20 protein-coding genes are annotated in these 20,494 nt (G+C 68.2%); 8 read left to right on the top strand and 12 right to left on the bottom strand.

Annotated elements, in window-relative coordinates:
• Window positions 1-22: 22 nt before the first annotated feature.
• Entirely contained in the window at window positions 23-379 is a 357-nt protein-coding gene (locus tag G6N56_RS29340) for an FCD domain-containing protein (protein ID WP_232069163.1), read from the top strand.
• Here G6N56_RS29340 and G6N56_RS27235 read toward each other — a convergent pair.
• Both G6N56_RS27235 and frc (G6N56_RS27230) read right to left on the bottom strand, forming a co-directional pair.
• The gene (locus G6N56_RS27235; protein WP_232069162.1) at window positions 343-1,602 is read right to left on the bottom strand and encodes an OFA family MFS transporter; all 1,260 of its coding nucleotides are present in this window, start codon (window positions 1,600-1,602) and stop codon (window positions 343-345) included. The genes G6N56_RS29340 and G6N56_RS27235 overlap by 37 nt on opposite strands.
• A gap of 435 nt (window positions 1,603-2,037) precedes the next feature.
• A complete protein-coding gene (frc, locus tag G6N56_RS27230; RefSeq protein WP_085256426.1) occupies window positions 2,038-3,267 on the bottom strand; it encodes a formyl-CoA transferase in 1,230 nt (409 codons plus the stop codon).
• 444 nt (window positions 3,268-3,711) lie between these two features.
• On the opposite strand from frc (G6N56_RS27230), the gene G6N56_RS27225 reads away from it, so the two are divergent.
• Window positions 3,712-3,894, top strand: coding sequence for a hypothetical protein (locus G6N56_RS27225; RefSeq protein WP_085256406.1), 183 nt, complete (start codon window positions 3,712-3,714; stop codon window positions 3,892-3,894).
• A 223-nt stretch (window positions 3,895-4,117) separates the two neighbouring features.
• Here the strand turns inward: G6N56_RS27225 and frc (G6N56_RS27220) are convergent, their stop codons facing one another.
• From frc (G6N56_RS27220) to G6N56_RS27210, 3 genes are all read right to left on the bottom strand, one after another.
• Window positions 4,118-5,374, bottom strand: a complete 1,257-nt coding sequence (frc, locus tag G6N56_RS27220) for a formyl-CoA transferase (protein WP_085256407.1) — start codon at window positions 5,372-5,374, stop codon at window positions 4,118-4,120.
• A 74-nt stretch (window positions 5,375-5,448) separates the two neighbouring features.
• Window positions 5,449-7,173 carry an oxalyl-CoA decarboxylase gene (gene oxc, locus G6N56_RS27215; RefSeq protein ID WP_085256408.1) on the bottom strand — a complete coding sequence of 575 codons (1,725 nt, stop codon included), beginning with the start codon at window positions 7,171-7,173 and terminating at the stop codon, window positions 5,449-5,451.
• 171 nt (window positions 7,174-7,344) lie between these two features.
• Window positions 7,345-8,325: a LysR family transcriptional regulator gene (locus G6N56_RS27210; RefSeq protein WP_085256409.1), complete on the bottom strand. Its 981-nt coding sequence runs from the start codon at window positions 8,323-8,325 to the stop codon at window positions 7,345-7,347.
• A gap of 224 nt (window positions 8,326-8,549) precedes the next feature.
• On the opposite strand from G6N56_RS27210, the gene G6N56_RS27205 reads away from it, so the two are divergent.
• The 4 genes from G6N56_RS27205 (at window position 8,550) to G6N56_RS27190 (ending at window position 10,883) form a co-directional block, all read left to right on the top strand.
• Window positions 8,550-8,999, top strand: coding sequence for a PAS domain-containing protein (locus G6N56_RS27205; protein ID WP_232069160.1), 450 nt, complete (start codon window positions 8,550-8,552; stop codon window positions 8,997-8,999).
• A 69-nt stretch (window positions 9,000-9,068) separates the two neighbouring features.
• A complete protein-coding gene (locus tag G6N56_RS27200) occupies window positions 9,069-9,818 on the top strand; it encodes an enoyl-CoA hydratase (protein ID WP_085256411.1) in 750 nt (249 codons plus the stop codon).
• A gap of 15 nt (window positions 9,819-9,833) precedes the next feature.
• Window positions 9,834-10,226, top strand: coding sequence for a hypothetical protein (locus G6N56_RS27195; RefSeq protein ID WP_085256412.1), 393 nt, complete (start codon window positions 9,834-9,836; stop codon window positions 10,224-10,226).
• Window positions 10,227-10,310: 84 nt separating this feature from the next.
• Entirely contained in the window at window positions 10,311-10,883 is a 573-nt protein-coding gene (locus G6N56_RS27190; RefSeq protein WP_085256413.1) for a hypothetical protein, read from the top strand.
• A gap of 7 nt (window positions 10,884-10,890) precedes the next feature.
• Here the strand turns inward: G6N56_RS27190 and G6N56_RS27185 are convergent, their stop codons facing one another.
• The 6 genes from G6N56_RS27185 to rimP all read right to left on the bottom strand — a co-directional run bounded on the left by G6N56_RS27185 (window position 10,891) and on the right by rimP (window position 17,505).
• Window positions 10,891-11,901, bottom strand: a complete 1,011-nt coding sequence (locus G6N56_RS27185; protein WP_085256414.1) for a DHH family phosphoesterase — start codon at window positions 11,899-11,901, stop codon at window positions 10,891-10,893.
• Window positions 11,876-12,349, bottom strand: coding sequence for a 30S ribosome-binding factor RbfA (rbfA, locus tag G6N56_RS27180; protein ID WP_085256415.1), 474 nt, complete (start codon window positions 12,347-12,349; stop codon window positions 11,876-11,878). The genes G6N56_RS27185 and rbfA overlap by 26 nt, the downstream gene beginning before the upstream one ends.
• A 124-nt stretch (window positions 12,350-12,473) precedes the next feature.
• The gene (infB, locus tag G6N56_RS27175; RefSeq protein WP_085256416.1) at window positions 12,474-15,269 is read right to left on the bottom strand and encodes a translation initiation factor IF-2; all 2,796 of its coding nucleotides are present in this window, start codon (window positions 15,267-15,269) and stop codon (window positions 12,474-12,476) included.
• Window positions 15,270-15,356: 87 nt separating this feature from the next.
• A complete protein-coding gene (locus tag G6N56_RS27170; RefSeq protein WP_408632719.1) occupies window positions 15,357-15,602 on the bottom strand; it encodes a YlxR family protein in 246 nt (81 codons plus the stop codon).
• Window positions 15,603-15,788: 186 nt separating this feature from the next.
• Window positions 15,789-16,829: a transcription termination factor NusA gene (gene nusA / locus G6N56_RS27165; protein ID WP_085256418.1), complete on the bottom strand. Its 1,041-nt coding sequence runs from the start codon at window positions 16,827-16,829 to the stop codon at window positions 15,789-15,791.
• 133 nt (window positions 16,830-16,962) lie between these two features.
• On the bottom strand, window positions 16,963-17,505 hold the full coding sequence (rimP, locus tag G6N56_RS27160; protein WP_085256419.1) for a ribosome maturation factor RimP: 543 nt from the start codon (window positions 17,503-17,505) through the stop codon (window positions 16,963-16,965).
• 204 nt (window positions 17,506-17,709) lie between these two features.
• On the opposite strand from rimP, the gene G6N56_RS27155 reads away from it, so the two are divergent.
• Window positions 17,710-18,255, top strand: a complete 546-nt coding sequence (locus G6N56_RS27155) for a hypothetical protein (RefSeq protein WP_163645179.1) — start codon at window positions 17,710-17,712, stop codon at window positions 18,253-18,255.
• Window positions 18,252-18,698: a ferritin-like domain-containing protein gene (locus tag G6N56_RS27150; RefSeq protein WP_085257956.1), complete on the top strand. Its 447-nt coding sequence runs from the start codon at window positions 18,252-18,254 to the stop codon at window positions 18,696-18,698. The genes G6N56_RS27155 and G6N56_RS27150 overlap by 4 nt, the downstream gene beginning before the upstream one ends.
• Window positions 18,699-18,705: 7 nt before the next feature.
• On the opposite strand, the gene G6N56_RS27145 is transcribed toward G6N56_RS27150, so the two are convergent.
• Window positions 18,706-20,466 (bottom strand): proline--tRNA ligase, encoded by a 1,761-nt coding sequence (locus G6N56_RS27145; RefSeq protein WP_085257955.1) that lies wholly within the window; start codon window positions 20,464-20,466, stop codon window positions 18,706-18,708.
• Window positions 20,467-20,494 lie beyond the last annotated feature (28 nt).

Raw genomic sequence — 20,494 nt, 5'->3', positions numbered from 1 at the left:
AGCCGCCACAGGTGCAACACCTTTGGGAGCTGCACCGGACTGGGGAAAAGGCGCTCGCCGGCGGCTCGCCGGCGGCGACAAGGAGGGCCTTGTCGCCGCCAACGATGCCTTCCACTCCGCCATCGTCGCCATGTCGGCCAACAGCGTGCTGGCGGGCCTCATCGCCCAGGTCGGTCGCCGGGTGCGTTGGTATTACCAGCCCATCGCGCTGACCCGCGGCAAGGACGCCTGGGACGAGCACGCCGAGCTCATCGAGGCCATCGCCGGGCGCAGCGGAAGGCGTGCTGGCGACTTGATGCGTCGGCACACCGAGCGCACGCGCGAGATCTACCACAAGAGGCGTCAAGAAGCCGCCGACGGCGCCGAAGGAGTTGCGTGATCCACGGATTCGGGCGTTACCGCAGTCCTGGCCCGTCGACCCGGCTGACGGAGCAACGCCGCGGTGATCGCCGATAACAGCGCGCTGGCCGCGGCCAGCCAGTAGGCACCGGTGTACCCCCAGGCGTCGATTACGCTGGCGCCCACGCCAATTCCGAGGATCGAGCCCACCAGCTTGGAGCTGTAAACGATGCCGTAGTTGCTGGCGTTGTTGTTCTCGCCGAAGTAGTCGGTGGTCAGCGTGGCGAACAGCGGGTAGAACGCGCCCCCGCCGAACCCGACCAGCACGGCAAAGAAGAGGAAGGCTATCTCGTTCTTGGCCAGTCCGGTGTAGAGCAGGCCGATCAGCGCGACAACCGAAACCAGCAGGACTATCAGCAGCGTCTGCTTGCGGCCGATCCGGTCCGAGACGAAGCCGGTCACCGCGCGACCGACGCCGTTGATGATCGACAGGCCGCCCGCCGACGACGCCACGATCAACGCCCCGAAACCAAGGTGCTTGGCGAACGGAACCATGTAGCTGATGCCGAACAGCGATACCCCGGTCGTGATCCCCAACGACAGCCACATCAACGGCAGCATGCCTGTCTTGATCGCCTCGACCGGACCGTACTGCCGGACCGCGGGCGGATTCTTCTGCAGGCTTCTGGCGCTGGCCCCGGCGGCGCCGTGCTGCAAAGGGTCGACGTCCGCCGGCCACCAGTTCTTCGGGGGGTCCTGGAAACTGGCACCGCAGATGACGAGCACCACGAGCATGAAGGCGCCCACCAAGTCGAGGAGCCACACATAGGTGTTGGGATGCAGCGCATAGCTGAAGATGAAAATGAAGGGCACCGCGCCGTAGGCGAAACCGCCACAGACGAATCCCGTCTTCGCGCCGCGCCGCTCGGGATACCACTTGCCGACGATGGTGATTCCCGTCGAGTACACCAGGCCGACGCCGCAGCCGCCGCATACCGCAAATCCGAGGAAGGCCACCACCAGATTGCTGCTGTGCGCCACCGTGACGAATCCCAGCGCAGACAGCACGGCGGCGGCCAACATCGTCGACCGCGCCGAGGTGATCCCCTTTTCCCGAAGCCGGCCTGCGGGATAGGCGACGGCGGCCTGGAAGACCGCCCAGGCCGACAGCAACCAGAATGTTTGGGACAAAGTCCAGCCGTGGGCGTGGCGCAGGGTGTCGGCGGCGGCGCCGTAGCCGTACTCGAAGACGCTGACTGCCATCATCGCGATCCACGGCAGCCACACCATCGACGCTCGGGACCTGCCGAGCAGCTGACGGTCGGTTTCGCCGACACGATATACGCGACCGTTAGCATCGGTAACCTCGCGGTAGGTTGCGCGAGCTGAAGACATCGTTGACTCACTTTCGAAAAGGGGCTAGGAGGGGGCTGCCCGCGTCGAACCACGCGGCGCCGTCGAGCTGGGTGTGCTTCGCGGAGCGCAATATTCGCTGCCCCGCGGGCCCTATGGCGGTGCGCGGCCGGTAATTTCACCCGCCCCACAACCTCGATTGGCCGTTCGAAGCCACGGCCGTCCAGCCCGGAAACGTCGCGGGGCTGCCGCGCGCCGCGCGGGGCCTTCGGCGACAACCGGATCCATGTCGGCCGAACCAGTCGGTCTCTAGCTGCTTCCCACGCCCATGTCAGCGTCGCGGGTTCAGATCGCCCCGGCGCTTCTGAAGCGCTGCAACTGTTCTCGCGAATAGCCCAGTTCCAGGCAGATCTCCTCCGTGTGCTCGCCCAGGAGCGGCGGACGCACGATGTCGACGGGCGAGTCGGAAAGCCGAAGCGGACTTCCCACGGTCTTGAATGCCCCGCGCTCGGGGTGCTCGACGGTGACGATCGCGCCCAGATCGGCCAGTGTCTGGTCCTCGATCAGTTCCTTGGTGCTAAGCACGGGGCCACAAGGCACGTTGAGAGCGTTGAGCTGCTCCATGGCCTCCCATTTGGTGTGTCGCTGGCTCCAATCCTCGATCAACGCGAAAACCTTGTCCAGCTTGGGTAGCCGATCTTCCGGCCGGACCCAGTCCGGGTGGTCGGCGAGGTCGGGCCGCCCGATGAGACGGGCGAGCGGCGCCCATCCAGCCGGTTGGACGATGACGTAGATATAGTCGTTGGGACCCCCGCCTTTGGTGCGAACCGCCCATCCCGGTTGGCCTCCGCCGGACGCGTTGCCGGCCCTCGGCACCTCGTCGCCGAAGCGCTCGTTGGGATATTCGCGCAGCGGACCGTGTGCGAGCCGTTGCTGATCGCGCAGCTTCACCCGGCAGAGATTGAGGACCGCCGCCTGCATCGCCACCTCGACCCGTTGCCCGACGCCGGTGTTGGTGCGCTGCAACAGCGCCGCCAAGATCGCGGCGACCAAATGAATCCCGGTGCCCGAGTCTCCGATCTGCGCACCCGTCGCCGTCGGTGGGCCGTCCTCGAAACCCGTTGTGGCCATTGCCCCACCCATCGCTTGCGCGATAATCTCGTACGCTTTGAAATTGAAGTACTTGCCCGGGCCGAAGCCTTTGATGGATGCATAAATCAGCCTGGGGTTGATCTCCCGCAGCCGTTCCCAGCTGAACCCAAACCGGTCGATGACGCCAGGACCGAAGTTCTCCACCAGGACGTCGGCACCTTGCACCAGGCGGGCGAAGATGTCTATACCGTCTTCGCTTTTCATGTTCACGGTGACGCTGCGTTTATTGCAGTTCAGCATCGTGAAATACAGACTGTCCGCGTCGGGCAGGTCGCGCAGCTGGCCCCGCGTGACGTCTCCGCCGTTGGGCGTCTCGAGCTTTACGACATCGGCACCCAGCCACGCGAGCATTTGGGTGGCGGACGGGCCCGATTGGACATGGGTCATATCGAGCACGCGAACGCCGTCTAAAGCCTTACCCATGAGTTCCCCCTTTGAGGAGTTGTCGCCGTGGCGGTTCGTTGGAGTTCGGTGATCACTGACCATTGCGCTCATCGATTCCTCGAATACTGGACCTGCCTTCGGCAGCTCGGGGTTCCGAGGCAGTGAATCGGGCTGCACCGGTCGAACGGGCACTTGCGTGACTGCAGACTGTATACCGTATACGCCCAGTGTTACCAAAAGTTCTCCGATTGTCCAGAGCAATACCATTTCCGATCTGCCATCGCGGATAGGGGTGGGCCGGGTCCGGCGCCGCCGGCAAAGTCCGGACGACGCGTCTACCCCCCAATCGTGTTGCGGTAAGGACCTTCATCCTCAGCCATCCATTCTCCGCGCGTGACCTTAAAGAAGCCTGGACGCTTGCCGCGAACCGGAGTAGAACGCTGCATACCGTATGCATAGGAGTCGCCATGCATAGGAGTCGCCATGCCAACCCTCAAGGATGAAATTCCGGTTACGCGGATTCGCCCGTACGGACGCGTCTATCGGGTCGGCGAACGACCGCAAGACATCATGGTCGTGGCGATGGGCTTGATCTGCCTGTGCGCCACCTTCGTGCCGCGTCTGCTTCAGCGGCCGGGGTATCCCGCCTGCCGTGTGCCGGACTGATCCAGCGCCCGATCACAGGCGCAAATGAAGAAAACTGCTCCCCGGCCGCACAGCGGGCCGGGCAGCAGCGTCTCGGTTTGGTGGCCACAAAGACCGGCGTTATACCGAGCCTCCTGTTGGTGCGATATGCGCGCTAGCGACGAAATGGCCCCAGGGACAAAATCCCTGGGGCCATTCGCCTCGACCCGGCGATTCGGGGCGCCCGAGCGCCCGGCGCGACCTGTCAGACGACGACGGCGTCCTGGCGCCACTTTGCGATGGTGTCCTCGTCATAACCCAGTTCGGCCAATACCTCGTCGGTGTGTTCGCCGAGTAGCGGCGCGCCCTTGATGTCGGGCTTGAAGGAGGAGAACTTGATCGGGCTACCGACCGTCAGGAAAGTCCCGCGCCCCTTCTGCTCCACCTCGACGACCGTGCCACTCTTGCGGAGGTCCGGGTCCACGGCCAGCTCCTTCATGGAGAAGACTGGCGCACAAGGGATTTCCCACTTGCGCAGGATGTCGACGGCCTCGTACTTGGTCTTGTCGGCCAGCCACTTCTCGATCTCGGCGAAGATGTCGAAGATCTTGTCCTGGCGTGCGAGCGCGGTACTGTAGGCCGGGTCTGTGGCCCACTCGGGCCGCCCGATCGCCTCTGCCGTCCGCGCCCAGTTCTGCTCCTGGATCGTGAAATAGATGTAGGCATTCGGGTCGGACTCCCACCCCTTGCACTTGAGCACCCAGCCCGGCTGGCCGCCGCCGCCGGCGTTGCCGCCGCGGGGCACCGCGTCGCCGAACGTACCGTTGGGGTACTGCGGGTACTCCTCGAGGTAACCGACACGTTCCAGGCGCTGTTGGTCGCGCAGCTTCACCCGGCACAGGTTCAGCACGGAGTCTTGCATCGAGGCGGACACCTTCTGGCCCTTACCGGTCTTGTCCCGCGCGATCAGCGCGGTCAGGATGCCGATCAGCAGGTGCATCCCGGTGTTCGAGTCACCAAGAGCCGCACCGCTGACCGTGGGCGGTCCGTCCCAGAATCCCGTGGTGGACGCGTTGCCGCCGGCGCACTGCGCGACGTTCTCGTAGACCTTGAGGTCGTTCCACGACGAGTCGTCGTTGAAGCCCTTGACCGAACCGAAGATCAGCCGCGGGTTCCAGGACTGTAACTTGTCCCAGGACAGCCCCATTCGGTCCATGGCGCCCGGCGCGAAGTTCTCCACCAGCACATCGGCCTGGCGGATCAGCTTCTCCATGACCTCGATGCCCTGGGGGGACTTCGTGTTGATCGCCAACGAGCGCTTGTTGCTATTGAGCATCGTGAAGTACAGCGCGTCGACGTCCGGTATGTCGCGAAGTTGGTTACGCGTCACATCGCCACCGGTCGTGCGCTCGACTTTGAGGACGTCCGCCCCAAACCAGGCGAGCATCTGCGTACAGGCTGGACCCGCCTGGACGCCGGTGAAGTCGATGACTTTGATCCCGGCCAACGGCAGTTCGGTCATAACAGATTCCCTTTCTTTCCCGTGCTTTCGAGTTATCTCTTGTGCGTCCCGGCCGCTGACAGGCCGGTTCCCGTTCAGCCCTTGTTGGTTATGCCCTTGGGATTCAGGTGGGCGATGTTGCCGCTCTCCGTTCCGTCTGACGGGTCGATCAGGCAATCGATCAGCGACGGCTGACCCGACGCAAGGGCTTCCCGGAGCGCGTCGGCAACTTCGTCGGGCGTCTCCGCGCGGTAACCCGTACCACCGAAGGCCTTGATCATGAACTCGTGATGCGCGGCCAGCGCGGTGGGCGCCGGGTCTTCGGAGCTCGAGACGTCGTCGCCGCGGTACACGCCGCCGTTGTTGAGGATCACGGTGACGATGGGCAGCTTGTAGCGGCAGATCGTCTCCAATTCCATTCCGCTGAAGCCGAAAGCGCTGTCGCCCTCGATCGCGACGACGGGCTCGCCGGTCTCCACGGCCGCCGCGATCGCGAATCCCAGCCCGACGCCCATCACTCCCCAGGTGCCGCTGTCCAGCCGTCGTCGCGGCCGATACATGCCGATCGTGTTGCGGGCCAGATCCAGAGCGTTCGCGCCCTCGTTCACCAGGCAGACTCGCGGATTGTCCTGCAGCACATCCCGGATGACCTGGAGGGCGCCGAGGAACTTCATCGGGTGAGCGATGCGAGCCGCCGCCAGGCGGTCCGCCATCTTGGCGACGTTCTGCGCCCCCTTGAGAACGATTTCCTCCCGCCACTGCGCCGCAGTGCTGATCTGTCCCAGCTTGGACCGCTCGACCAGCGCCTGCATGACCGAGCGGATGTCGCCGACCAGAGGCACCGCGATCGGTTGATTGCTGTCCATTTCGCTGGGCTCGATGTCGATCTGGATGAACTTGGCGTCGCGATTCCACTGCGGCGCATCGCCGTGTCCGAGCAGCCAGTTCAGTCGCGCGCCGACCAGCAGCACGACGTCGGCCCGGCGCAGCGCCAACGACCGCGACGTCGCCGCCGACTGCGGGTGGTCGTCGGGCAACAGGCCCTTGGCCATCGACATCGGCAAGTACGGAATTCCGGTGCTCTCTACGAACTCTTTGATCTGCTCGTCGGCCCGCGAGTACGCGGCGCCCTTGCCCAAGACGATCAGGGGCCGTTCGGCGCCGGCGAGCAATTCGATGGCCTTGTCCACCGATTCGATGTCGGGGAGCTGCCGGGGGGCGGGGTCGACCACGCGCCACAACGTCTTCGCGGCCGACGCCGAGTCGACGACCTCACCGAGCACGGCCGCCGGAATATCCAGATAAACCCCCCCTGGACGCCCGGACGCCGCAGTCCGGATCGCGCGCGCCACGCCGCGACCGATGTCCTCGGCACGGGACACCCGGTACGCAGCCTTGACGAAGGGTTTGGCCGCCGCGAGCTGATCCATCTCCTCGTAGTCACCCCGCTGCAGATCCACCAGGTGACGCTCGCTGGAGCCCGAGATCTGCACCATTGGAAAGCAATTGGTGGTCGCATTGGCCAGCGCCACGAGACCGTTGAGGAACCCTGGCGCCGATACCGTCAAGCAGATCCCGGGCTTCTGAGTCAGGAACCCGGCCGCGGCCGCGGCGTGCCCTGCGGCACTCTCATGACGAAAACCGATGTAGCGGATGCCTGCCGCCTGTGCGGTCCGCGCCAGATCGGTGATGGGAATGCCCACCAGCCCGTAGATGGTGTGCACGTCATTGAGCCGAAGCGCGTCAACCACCAAGTGGATGCCATCAGTCAGAGCCCCGGCGTCTTCGGCCTCAGTACCTTCGACGGTAGCGGCAGTCATCAGGACTTCCTTTTCCGGCAGTAGCTGCCTTGATCGAATTTCTGTCTTACTCTTCACTTTTCTCCAACAGGGGGAACTACGTCCAAGACTTAGTGGCACTCACGAGATAAACGAGAGTTATCACGGCCCTCGGCGACTCGGTCCCGACAGACACCGCGATTGCCGAGGCATTCAAGCCACGAAAGATTCCGTCGTCACCGTCGGCTCCGTCTCCAGATCAACGGCAACACCCGGATCGGGACCCGCGAAGGTGTGGTGTTCGCGGCCGAGGGGCGCCCCGACCGCTACGTTCAGGAAAGCCCTTGCCGCCGCCGACCCAGCGGCCGAGGCATTGACGGCGATGGCCACCGGCGCACGCTGGTCGGGCTCGACCAGACGCAGTCCCCGCATTGCGCCGGTCGTCTGCATCGCGCGAAACCAGTTGTGCGGTACCACACTTGCCCACTCCCCCGTCTCGACGTGAGCGCAAAGCAAAGCCATCGAATCGGTCTCGACCTGCGGTAGGACCACTGCGCCCGCGGTCGCAAACGCATGGTCGATGAACTTCCGGAACTCGACCTCCGGGCCCAGCAGCACGAGGGGCAGCTGGGCCGCCTCCGACCACGTGATGGTCTCCGCCGAGCCCACGAGCTGTTTGCCCGAAACCAGCAGCACACACTGTTCCTCGTAGAGCGGAACCAGCTCCAAGCCGGTGTGATCACTCACATCGAAGTGGGCGATGGCGGCGTCGAGCTCGAAGCGGTGCAACTGGCGCGCCAATTCGGTTGCCGGAAGGTGGGATACCATCTTGACCCGCGCCAGCGGGTGCAAGGAACAGAAGGCGGCGATAGGCAAGGCCATCGTGGTCGATACGGTCGGCCCCGCACCCAGCCGCAATACTCCCGAGATGCCGGACCGCAAGGCCGCGGCTTCCGCCACCAGCCCATCGTGCACCGCAAGCACCCTCTTGGCCCATAGGACAAGCCGTTCGCCCTCCATGGTCAGGCCCTCGAAGTTGCGCCCGCGATTGATCAAGGTCACGTTGAGCTCCCGCTCCAGCTTGGCGATAGACGCCGACAGCGCGGGCTGCGAGACGTAGCAGGCTTCGGCCGCGCGCGCGAAGTGCCGTTCCCTGGACACCGCGACGAAGTACTCGAGTTGTCGTAGCAGCACGTACGTTCCTCCTTGCCCGCCGAACGCCGGTCGGCTGACGCCGTCATCCCGTTGCAGACGGTATGCAGTATGCATTATGCGGTAGTCTACGTCTTGGACGACGTCCCCGCCGCGCTTGGGGCCCCGCTGGCGGTGGGGACCACCACGAGGAAGGCAGGACAATGAACAGCGCAGCTACCCACCCGGCGGCACCGCAGGCCGAATCGGGTACCGCGGACGCGAACGTGAGCCACGAACGGCTGGCGCAGGCCGTGGTGAGCGCGACGCCGGAGGCGGTCGTGGTCTGCGACGCCCAAGGCGTGATCCGCTTGTGGAACGACGGGGCGCGGCGCATCTTCGGCTACTCGTCGTCAGAGGCGATGGGAGAGAATCTCGATATCATCATCCCGGCGAAGCTGCGCAAACGGCACTGGGACGGTTACCACCAGACGATGGCCACCGGTCACACCCGCTACGGCGACAAGCTACTGAGTGTTCCTGCGACACATCGGGATGGACACCGGCTGTCGATCGAATTCAGCGTCGCGCTGCTGCGTCAGGATGACGGCCGCATTGTCGGGATCTCGGCGATAATGCGTGAGGTGACCGAGCGCCGAAACGAGGAGAAAGCGCTGCGTAGCCGGCTCGCAGAACTCGAATCGCGACTTGCGGAGCTCGAGAGCACCGTCGGCTGAGTCGCCGGCTGAGCGCCGAGAGCCCAGCCGCTCCCAATCGGGTCCGTCCCGACCCTTTACGGTTGCCGTATGACCGACGACATCCTGGTGATCGAGACCGACGAGCGGGTACGCACCCTGACCCTCAACCGGCCGCAGTCCCGCAACGCGCTGTCCTCCGCGCTGCGGGATCAGTTCTTCGGGGCCCTGGCCGCCGCCGAGGCCGACGACGGCGTGGACGTCGTCATCGTCACCGGGGCCGATCCAGTGTTCTGTGCGGGACTCGATCTCAAGGAGCTGGGCGGGCAGTCGGCGCTGCCGGACATCTCGCCGCGATGGCCGGCGATGACCAAGCCGGTGATCGGCGCGGTCAACGGCGCCGCCGTCACAGGCGGGCTCGAGCTCGCGTTGTACTGCGACATCCTGATCGCCTCGGAGCAGGCGCGCTTCGCCGACACCCACGCCCGGGTAGGCCTGCTGCCCACCTGGGGGCTGAGCGTCCGGCTCCCGCAGAAAGTCGGCGTCGGCGTGGCCCGGCGGATGAGCCTGACCGGCGACTACCTCTCCGCCGCCGACGCCTTGCGCGCCGGACTGGTGACCGAGGTGGTGCCGCACGGCCAGCTGCTGCCCGCGGCCCGCACGGTCGCGGCGTCGATCGTCGGCAACAACCAGAACGCGGTGCGCGCACTGCTGGCCTCCTACCACCGGATCGACGACGCGCAGACCAGCGCGGGGCTTTGGCTGGAAGCGACGGCGGCCAGGCAGTTCCGGACGACGGGCGACGACATCGCCGCGAACCGCGAGGCCGTACTGCAACGCGGGCGCGCCCAGGTGCGGTAGCGGCGCCTGCCGGCCATGTCCACGCAACCGGGCTTCGCGCCGCCGCCCCGAAAGCGGTCGACCGCCGACATCGTCGCGACCACGCTGCTGTTCGTCGGGCAGCTGGCGGCGAGCGCCCTGGCGTTCGTCCCGGCGCTGCTGGGGTCCGCGTGGTTGATGATGCCGATTTGCAGCGACAACTGCGACAGCGCGCAGGTCTCCCACTTCGTGCACAACACCTGGACGGGGGCGCTGGTCATCGTGGCCGGAGTCGGGGTCGCGCTGCTGGTGGCGGCCTGCGGAACGCTCGTCTCGGGCCTGCGCGGGACCCTGATGTGGAAGTGGCCGGCGCTGGGGCTGGCGATGGTGATCGTCTGCTTTGTGATCGCCCTGGGTCTGTGGATGGAGGCGACTCCCAGGACGGGGTGAACGACCGGTGACCGCGACCAATACGATCCACAATCACCACGTCGAGAAGAACCACGAAACCAGCACGCGAGCGGAGGAGGACTGATGGGTGCGGTCGTCCTGCCCGCGCGGCTGCTCGCCGGGCTGATCCTCGCGGCCGGGCTCACGCCCGCGCCGCGCGCCGCGGCGCAACCGCCGCCGGGATTTCCCAGCCTCGACAATTTCACCGCCGTGCCGGCGGACGGCTACGTCACGACGCCGCCGCAGGGCGGGTCGCCGCGGGTGAGCTTCTCCGCCTCGCCCAGCCTGGTGTGCGATTTCTACGGGGGCTCGGCGCCCGCGCCGCAACCGTCACAGGACATCCGGTGCACGGGTGACATGCCCGGCATGGACGACGTGCCGATCTCCGGCGGCGCCCGGGCCAGGCCCGGCGACTGCATGGTGGGTGCGGTCAACTTCAAGGGACCGGGCTACGAGTTGACCCGGATGTCCTACGGCGTCTGCGACGGGAACCCCGCGGCGCTGCCGTCGGGCGGCAAACCGCTGGTCACCGGCCAGAAGGTGTCGTACCTGAATGTGACCTGCGCCGTGGGGGCCGACGTCATGGTCGCGTGCCTCGACGCCACCAGCGGGGAGCACGGGTTCGTGTTGCGGCGGGCGGGAAGCTGGGCGTTCTAGCCCGGAGTCAGCCGAGCGCCGCGCGCAGCGACGCAACCACGTCGTCGATCGAACCGGCGGTCGAGTATCCGGCGGCCAGCCGATGGCCGCCGCCGCCGAACGTGGAGGCGACCGAGGCCAGGTCCACCTCCGCCTTGGCCCGCATCGACACCGACCACTGGCGGGGGCTGACCTCTTTGAAGACGGCCGCGACCTCGGCCTGCTGCGTCGTGCGGACGATGTCGACGATGCTTTCGACCTCCTCGGGCCGCGAGGCCACCCAGTCCCGGTTGTCGACAACCGCGTACACCAGGCCGCGACCGGCGGCCGCGTCCGGTAGCAGGCGCGCGCTGCCCAGCACGCGCGACAGCAGCGGCAGCCACCCGAACGGATGGGTGTCCATCAGCGTGCGGCTGATGGCGGCGTTGTCCACCCCGATGTCGACCAACCGGGCCGCCAACCGTAGCGCGTCGGCGCTGGCCCAGCGGAATGATCCGGTGTCGGTCGTCAGGCCCGCGTAGATGCAGTGCGCGACATCGGGTTCGATTCGCTTGCCCCACGTGTCGAGCAACTCCGCGACCATCATCGTGGTGGAATCCGCCGACACGTCGATGAAGTTCGCGGTGCCGAACATGTCGTTGCTGGCGTGGTGGTCGATGACCAGCAGTGGCCGGCCGGGAGCGGCCAAGTCGGCCAGCTCCCCCAGCCTCTTCACGCTCGGAACATCCACGGTCACAACCAGGTCGACGTCCCGGCGCATCGCGCCGGGGCTGACCAGCAGGTGACCGCCCGGCAGGGACGCCAGCGACTCCGGCAGGGTCTCCGGCGCGCCGAAACTGACTTCGACGCGCTTGCTGCATCTTTCGAGCACCAGTGCCAGCGCCAGGCCGGCGCCGATGGTGTCGGCATCGGGATGGACGTGCGCGACCACCGCGACAGTCGCGGCCGCCGAGAGCAGCTCAACGGCAGCAAAAGCGTCGACGCGCGCCCCCGTGGCGGGGACGCCGGCCAGGTCAGTCTTCGAGTTGGTCGTCGTCACCGGCGGTCCCGTCCTCTGACCCGCTGACACGGTATGGATCGGCCTCGCCGGCGGGCTTGGCACCCGAACGTACCCGCGCGAGGTCGGCGTCCGCCGCGCGCGCCCGGGCCAGCAACTCGTCCATCCGCTGCACGTTATCCGCCGTCGTGTCGCGGGTGAACGTCAGCGTCGGGGTGAAGCGCACCCCAGTGCCCGCCCCGACCATGGTGCGCAACGCACCCCTGGCGCGGTCCAGCGCGGCCGCCGCCGCCGCGTAGTCGGGCTCTTCGTCGAGGGTGCGACCCATCACCGTGTAGAACACGGTCGCGTCGTGCAGGTCAGCGGTCACCTTCGTGTCGACGATGGTGACCCCGTCCAGCCCCGGATCCTTGATCTCGAACTCGATCGCCGAGGCGACGATCGTGTTGATCCGCTTTGCCAGCCGCCGCGCCCGGGCCGGATCAGGCATATCGATTCACCGCCTCCACCTCATCACTTCGTTCTGCATCGTCGGCGGTGGTCGATTCACCGCCTCCCGCCCGCAAGCGGAGGGACCCCGACCTCGTCACTTCGTTCCGCAACGCTGGCGGTGGTCAGGCGCGCTCCTTTTGCACGAGCTCGTAGGACTCGATGATGTCGCCTTCCTTGATGTCGTTGTAGCCCAGCGTCATACCGCACTCGAAGCCCTCGCGGACCTCGGTGACGTCGTCCTTCTCCCGGCGCAGCGAGGTGATCGTGAGGTTGTCGGCAACCACGATGTTGTCCCGCAGCAGCCGGGCCTTGGCGTTACGGCGCACCACACCGGAGCTGATCATGCAGCCGGCGATGAGGCCGACCTTCGAGGATCGGAACAGCGCCCGGATCTCGGCGCGACCCAGCTGATTCTCCTCGTAGATCGGCTTGAGCATGCCGCGCAGGGCCTTCTCGATCTCGTCGATGGCCTGGTAGATCACCGAGTAGTAGCGGATCTCGACGCCCTCGCGGTTGGCCAGCTCGGTCGCCTTGCCCTCGGCGCGCACGTTGAACCCGATGATCACCGCGTCCGACGCCGACGCCAGGTTGACGTTGGTCTCGGTGATGCCACCGACGCCGCGGTCGATGACGCGCAGCGCCACCTCGTCGTCGACCTGGATGCCCAGCAGGGCCTCCTCCAGCGCTTCGACCGTACCGGCGTTGTCGCCCTTGAGGATCAGGTTCAGCTGGCTGGTTTCCTTCAGCGCCGAGTCCAGGTCCTCCAGGCTGATCCGCTTGCGGGAGCGGGCCGCCAGCGCGTTGCGCTTGCGGGCGCTGCGCCGGTCGGCGATCTGCCGGGCAATGCGATCCTCGTCGACCACCAGGAAGTTGTCCCCGGCGCCGGGCACCGACGTGAAGCCGATGACCTGCACCGGCCGCGACGGCAGCGCCTCTTCGACGTCGTCGCCGTGCTCGTCGACCATGCGGCGGACGCGCCCGTAGGCGTCGCCGGCCACCACGGAATCGCCAACGCGCAGCGTCCCGCGCTGCACCAGCACGGTGGCCACCGGACCACGTCCGCGGTCAAGGTGAGCCTCGATCGCCACACCCTGGGCCTCCATGTCGGGGTTGGCCCGCAGGTCCAGGGCGGCGTCGGCGGTCAGCAGGACCGCCTCCTCGAGCGCGTCGATGTTGGTGCCCACCTTCGCCGAGATGTCGACGAACATGGTGTCGCCACCGAAGTCCTCCGCCACCAGACCGTATTCGGTGAGCTGCCCGCGAATCTTCGCCGGGTCGGCGCCCTCCTTGTCGATCTTGTTGACCGCCACCACGATCGGCACGTCGGCGGCCTGCGCGTGGTTGATCGCCTCCACGGTCTGCGGCATCACGCCGTCGTCGGCGGCCACCACCAGGATCGCGATGTCGGTGGCCTTCGCGCCGCGGGCACGCATAGCGGTGAACGCCTCGTGACCCGGGGTGTCGATGAAGGTGATCAGCCGCTCGCTGCCCTCGAAGTTCACGGCCACCTGGTAGGCACCGATGTGCTGGGTGATGCCGCCCGCCTCGCCCTCGCGGACGCTGGCGTTTCGGATGGTGTCGAGCAGTCGCGTCTTACCGTGGTCGACGTGACCCATGACGGTCACCACCGGCGGGCGGGTCTGCAGGTCTTCCTCGCCGCCCTCGTCCTCGCCGTAGGTCAGGTCGAAGGACTCCAGCAGTTCGCGGTCCTCGTCCTCGGGACTGACGACCTGCACGACGTAGTTCATCTCGCTGCCGAGCAGCTCAAGGGTTTCGTCGCCGACCGATTGCGTCGCGGTCACCATCTCGCCGAGGTTGAACAGGGCCTGCACCAGCGCCGCCGGGTTGGCGTCGATCTTCTCGGCGAAGTCCGACAGAGACGCGCCGCGCGCCAACCGGATGGTTTCGCCGTTACCGTGCGGCAGCCGCACGCCCCCGACGACCGGCGCCTGCATGTTCTCGTACTCGGCGCGTTTGGCCCGCTTGGACTTGCGGCCGCGCCGGGGCGCGCCGCCGGGACGGCCGAACGCACCCGCCGCGCCGCCGCGCTGACCGGGGCGACCGCCGCCGCCACCGCCGGCGCCGGCGCCGGCGCCGGGGCGACCGCGGAAGCCGCCGCCACCACCGGGCGGGGCACCGACGCCGCCGCCACCACCGCCGCGGTAGTTACCGCCGCCACCGTCGGAGCGGCCGCCGGGCCCACCGGGCCGACTACCTCCGGGCCGCGGTGCGCCGGGCCGCGCCGGGCGGCCCTGGCCGCCGGCGCCGCCGGGACGTGGCGGCATGTTGCCGGGCGACGCGCCCCCCGGGCGCGGGGCGCCCGGCCTGGGAGCACCGGGACGCGGCGCCATGGGACGCGGGATCGGGCGGTCGACGGGTTGCGCCGACGAGAACGGGTTGTTGCCGACGCGCGGAGTGCGGGCGGCGGGACGGGGGATCGGCCCCGGCCGCGGGCCGGGTGTCGCACCGGGGTGCGGGCCGGACTGCCCAGGCTGCGCTGCTGGCCCCGGCGCCGGGGGCGGTGCCGACGGCCGGCCGGGCACCGGTCCCGGACGGGCGGGCGCCGGTGCGGGTGCGGACGGGGAGGCGGCGGTGGCCACCGCGCCGGTGTCGGCCGGCTTGGCGGGGCCACCGGCGGCTTCACCGTTACCGGTGGCCTTGCCGATCGCCTGGTCGAGGGCCCTGTCGAGCGACTTGGCGGGCGACTTGGCGGCCGGCCTCGCGGTGGCATGCCCACCGGACTTCGCGGCCGGCTTGCCACCGCCGAAGGACTCCCGGAGCCGGCGCGCAACCGGCGCCTCTACGGTCGACGACGCGGATTTGACGAATTCGCCCTGTTCATTAAGCCGGGCGAGCACTTCCTTGCTGGTGACACCGAGTTCCTTAGCCAACTCGTGTACGCGGGCCTTACCTGCCACTACATCTCCTGTCTATGAGGCGACAGTCGTGGGCGGCCGCGCCTCTGGGGCTAGCTGTAACGCATAGAGGTGGGAGTCATCGGGACTTCACGGTGTGCTCATGTTCTTCGCTACCTGTTCTGTTGCCGGGTGCTCGGGTGCACCTAGGAACTCTAGGTGCTCGACCACCGCGGATGTGTCCGGTGAACCGGCGATGCGCAGCGCTCGGGTGAAAGCACGCCGCCGGATCGCCTGGTGCACGCACCCCGGTGCGGGATGCAACCATGCACCTCGCCCCGGCTGGTGACGCTCCGTGTCAACGATCACGACGGATTCGCCGTTCCCGGTTGACACTGCCACCACTCGAAGCAGTTCGACGGCCAACTCTCGCTTCCGGCACCCCACGCACGTCCGCACGGGTCCACCCGGGTGTCTGTGCGCCCGGCTGGTTCGGGGTGCCGAAGGCTCGCGCTGGATCACGGCTCAGTCTAGCGTCACCGAACCGATGGTCTGAACCACCCGACGGACGGTCCGGGTCGGTCAGCGGTCGTGGGCCATGCCCTGGGTGGCGCCGTGTTCGGGTTGGCTGTCGGAATGGGGGGAATCCCCGCGGATGTCGATGCGCCACCCGGTCAGCCGGGCGGCCAACCGCGCGTTCTGGCCCTCCTTGCCGATGGCCAGGGACAGCTGGAAGTCGGGCACGACCACGCGCGCGGCGCGGCCGGCCTGGTCGATGATCGACACCGACATCACCTTGGCCGGCGACAACGCGTTCGCGACGAACCGGGCCGGGTCCTCGTCGTAGTCGATGATGTCGATCTTCTCCCCCGACAGCTCGCTCATCACGTTGCGCACGCGCTGCCCCATCGGCCCGATGCACGCCCCCTTCGCGTTCAGGCCGGGAACGTTCGACCGCACCGCGATCTTCGAGCGGTGGCCCGCCTCGCGCGCGACCGCCACGATCTCGACCGATCCGTCGGCGATCTCGGGCACCTCCAGCGCGAACAGCTTGCGCACCAGGTTGGGGTGGGTACGCGACAGCGTGATCAGCGGCTCCCGCGCCCCACGCGTCACGCCGATCACGTAACAGCGCACCCGGTTGCCGTGCTCGTAGCTCTCGCCGGGCACCTGCTCGGCCGCGGGGATCACGCCTTCGGAGGCCTTGGTCTCGGTGCCCATCCGGACGACGACGAGACCGCGCGCATTGGCCCGGTTGTCGCGCTGGATCACGCCCGCGACGATCTCGCCCTCGCGCGTGGAGAACTCGCCGTAGGTGCGCTCGTTCTCGGCGTCGCGGAACCGCTGCAGCATCACCTGCCGCGCGGTCGTGGCGGCGATGCGGCCGAACCCCTCGGGGGTGTCGTCCCATTCGCTGATGACGTTGCCGTCCTCGTCCGTCTCCCGGGCGATGACCTGGACGACCCCGGTCTTGCGGTCGATCTCGATCCGCGCGTCGGTCTGGTGGCCTTCGGTGTGCCGGTAGGCGGTCAGCAGCGCGGACTTGATCGTCTCGAGGAGCTCGTTGACCGAGATTCCCCGATCGACCTCGATCGCGTGCAGCGCCGCCATGTCGATGTTCATCAGCGCCGCTCCTCTCCGCCGCAAGCGGGTGGGATCCCCGCGGAGCTGGGGAGTACCCCCACATCGCCCTTTTGCTCTGCGTCGCCCTTTTGCTCTGCATCGCCCTTTTGCTCTGCATCGTCGCCGGCGCGGTTCATGCTCCGACCTCCGTCCCAGCGGCCCGCCCGGCCCCGGCCGACTCGGCCAGGTCCAGCTCCGCCTTTGCCGGCGGGGAAAACTCAACCTGCACAACAGCTTTGGCAATCTCGGCGAGAGGGATGTCCCGCACCGTCCAGCCCCGGCCGGCGCGGACCACCAGGGCGACGGCATCATCGCGCGTCTCGCCGACGCGTCCGGTCAGCGTCGATCCGTCCGACAGCGAGACCTCGACCTTACGGCCGCGGGCACGGCGGAAATGCTTGGCGGAGGTCAGCGGGCGCTCCACACCGGGCGAGCTGACCTCGAGCACGTAGCGGTCGTCGATGCCGTCCACGCCGTCCAGCAAAGTCGACGCCGAACGGGAAAGCGTGGCGATGGTGTCCAGGTCGAGAGCGTTATCCCCGTCGGCGATCACGGTGATCCTCGGCGGCCGCGTCCGGGCGTCGATGACCACGTCCTCGATCTCGTAGCCGGCGCGCGCGAACTCGCCACCGAGTAGCTCGATCACCTGCGTCTGCGAAGGTAGCCCGGTGGTCACGGCGAGCTCCTCATCTTGAGTTGTCGGTCATTTCGTGCACTTCGCCGCCCGCGGCTCGCGGGCGGGTCCAGTGTCCCGCGGGACACCGGAGCGCGGGCGTCCCACGAGAGCTAGCTATTCACGATACGCCAGGAATCGCCCGCGTCCGCCCGATCGCGGCCCCGCATCATGCCCACCTTCGTGGGGGCGACTACCGATGGCAGGATGTTGCATGTGCCTAGCGCAATACCCGTCACCAACAGGCGGGGTGTGCTCGCCGGTGGCGTGGCTCTGGCCGCGCTGGGGGTGGTCGGATCCGCCTGTAGCGAGTCCCCGCCCAAACCGCCGCCGGTCGAAGACCTGCTGGGCCCGTTAGACCAGGCCCGGCATGACAGCGCGCTGGCAACCGCCGCAGCATCGGCCATCGGGACGGCGCCCCAGATCGCCGCGGCCCTCACGGTGGTGGCCACCCAACGGGCGGCACACGCCCGCGCCCTGTCCACCGAGATCGCCCGAGCCGCCGGCAAGATCACGTCGTCGTCGACCGAAACGACGTCGCCCAGCCCCTCCGGCCCGCCCGCGCCGCCGGGCCCGCCCCCGCCGCCTCCCCCGGTGTCCGACGTCATCGACGCGCTGCGCGCCTCGGCCGAGAGCGCCAGTCGCCTGGTGTCCACGTCGCCGGGATACCGCGCCGGGTTACTCGCGTCGATCGCCGCATCCTGCACGGCGTCGTACACGGTCGCGCTGGTGCCCGGGGGCCCGTCCATATGAGCAACGGCAAGGACGCCGACAACGCGGCGCTGTGCGACGCGCTCGCCGTCGAGCACTCGACCATCTACGGCTACGGCATCGTCTCGGCGCTTACGCCGCCCAGCGTGAACGGCATGGTGATCGAGGCCCTCGACCAGCACCGCCAGCGACGCGACGACGTGATCGCGATGCTGAACGCGCGCAAGGTCACCCCGCCGGTCCCCGCCCCCGGCTATCAGCTGCCCCTGGTGGTGGGGAGCGCGGCCGACGCCGCGCGGCTCGCGGCGCGGATGGAGAACGACGGCGCGACGGCCTGGCGCGCCGTCGTCGAGCACGCCGAGACCGCCGAAGACCGCGCGTTCGCCGCGACGGCCCTGACCCAGAGCGCGGTGATGGCCGCCAGGTGGAGCCGGGTGCTCGGCGCCTGGCCCATCACCACGAGCTTCCCCGGCGGCAACGAGTAGCGACGGGCTACTGGCCGCCGATCGCCGCCGCGACGTCGGCGGCCAGCGAGTCGCCCGCGGCGAGCTCACGGGCCTGGCCGCCGAAGCGGTCCCGCAGCTCGACCACGCCGTCCGCCCAGCCCCGGCCCACCACGACGATCCACGGCACGCCCAGCAGCTCGGCGTCCTTGAACTTCACCCCCGGCGACGCCTGGCGGTCGTCGAGCAGCACCTCGACGCCCAGCCGATCGAGGTCGGCGGCCAACGCGGTGGCGCCGTCGCGGGCCTGCGGGTCCTTGTTGGCGATCACCACGTGGACGTCGAACGGCGCGACGGCCGCCGGCCAGCGCAAGCCCAGCTCGTCATGGTGCTGCTCGGCGATGACGGCCACCATCCGCGACACGCCCAGGCCGTAGGAGCCCATGGTCAGCCGCACCGGCTTGCCGTCCTCGCCGAGCACGTCGGCGGCGAAGGCGTCGGTGTATTTGCGACCGAGCTGGAAGATGTGGCCGATCTCGATGCCCCGCGCCGACACCAGGGGGCCGGCGCCGTCGGGAGACGGGTCGCCGTCGCGCACCTCGGCGGCCTCGATGGTGCCGTCGGCGGTGAAGTCGCGGCCGGCGACCAGCCCGACGACGTGCCGGCCGGGCTCGTCCGCCCCCGTGATCCAGCTCGTGCCGTCGACCACCCGCGGGTCGACCAGGTAACGCACGCCGTTGTCGCGCAAAGCCTTCGGGCCGATGTAACCCTTGACCAGAAACGGATGCTTGGCGAAGTCGGCGTCGTCGAGCAGGGCGTAGTCGGCCGGTTCCAGCGCGGCGCCCAGCCTTTTGTCGTCGACCTCCCGGTCACCAGGCAGCCCGATGGCCAGTAGCTCCCACTCCCCGCCGGGCTGGCGCACCTTGAGCAGGACGTTCTTCAGGGTGTCGGCGGCGGTGACACTGCGGCCGAGGCCGGCCTGGTTGGCCCAGTCCACCAAGGTGGCGATGGTCGGCGTGTCACCGGTGTCGTGGACCTTGGCTTCCGGCAGCCCCGCCACGACTTCAGCGGGCGGCGGCTCCGGCTTGGCGGTGACGACCGCCTCGACGTTGGCCGCATAGCCCGACTCGAGGCAGCGCACGAAGGTGTCCTCGCCGACCGGGCTTTCGGCCAGGAACTCCTCGGACGCGCTGCCGCCCATCGCACCGGACACTGCGGAGACGATGACGTAGCGAACCTGGAGCCGGTCGAAGATCCGCTGGTAGGCCTCGCGGTGCGCGTGATAGGCCGCCTTGAGACCGGCGTCGTCGATGTCGAACGAATAGGAGTCCTTCATCAGGAACTCGCGCACGCGCAGGATGCCGGCGCGCGGCCGCGCCTCGTCCCGGTATTTGTTCTGGATCTGGAAGAGCAGCAGCGGGAAGTCTTTGTAGGAGCTGTATTCGCCCTTGACGGTCAGGGTGAACAGCTCCTCGTGCGTGGGGCCGAGTAGGTAGTCGTTGCCGCGCCGGTCCTGGAGCCGGAACACCCCGTCGCCGTATTCGGTCCAGCGGTTCGTCGTCTCGTACGGCGCACGCGGCAGCAGGGCCGGGAAGAGGATCTCTTGGCCGCCGATCGCGTTCATCTCGTCGCGGACGATGCGTTCGATCCTGCGCAGCACCCGCAGCCCGAGCGGCAGCCAGCTGTAGAGTCCGGGCGCGATCGGGCGGATGTAGCCGGCGCGGATCAGCAGCTTGTGGCTCGGCACTTCGGCGTCGGCGGGGTCGTCGCGCAACGTGCGGAGGAACAGCTGGGACATTCGGGTGATCACAGCGGGCCAGCCTAGCGGGCACTGAAGA

Origin of the sequence: Mycobacterium saskatchewanense, assembly GCF_010729105.1 — a bacterium.
Taxonomy (GTDB): Bacteria; Actinomycetota; Actinomycetes; order Mycobacteriales; family Mycobacteriaceae; genus Mycobacterium; species Mycobacterium saskatchewanense.
The sequence above is the reverse complement of the archived record's forward strand: the minus strand, read 5'-3'. Positions and strand labels throughout refer to the sequence as shown.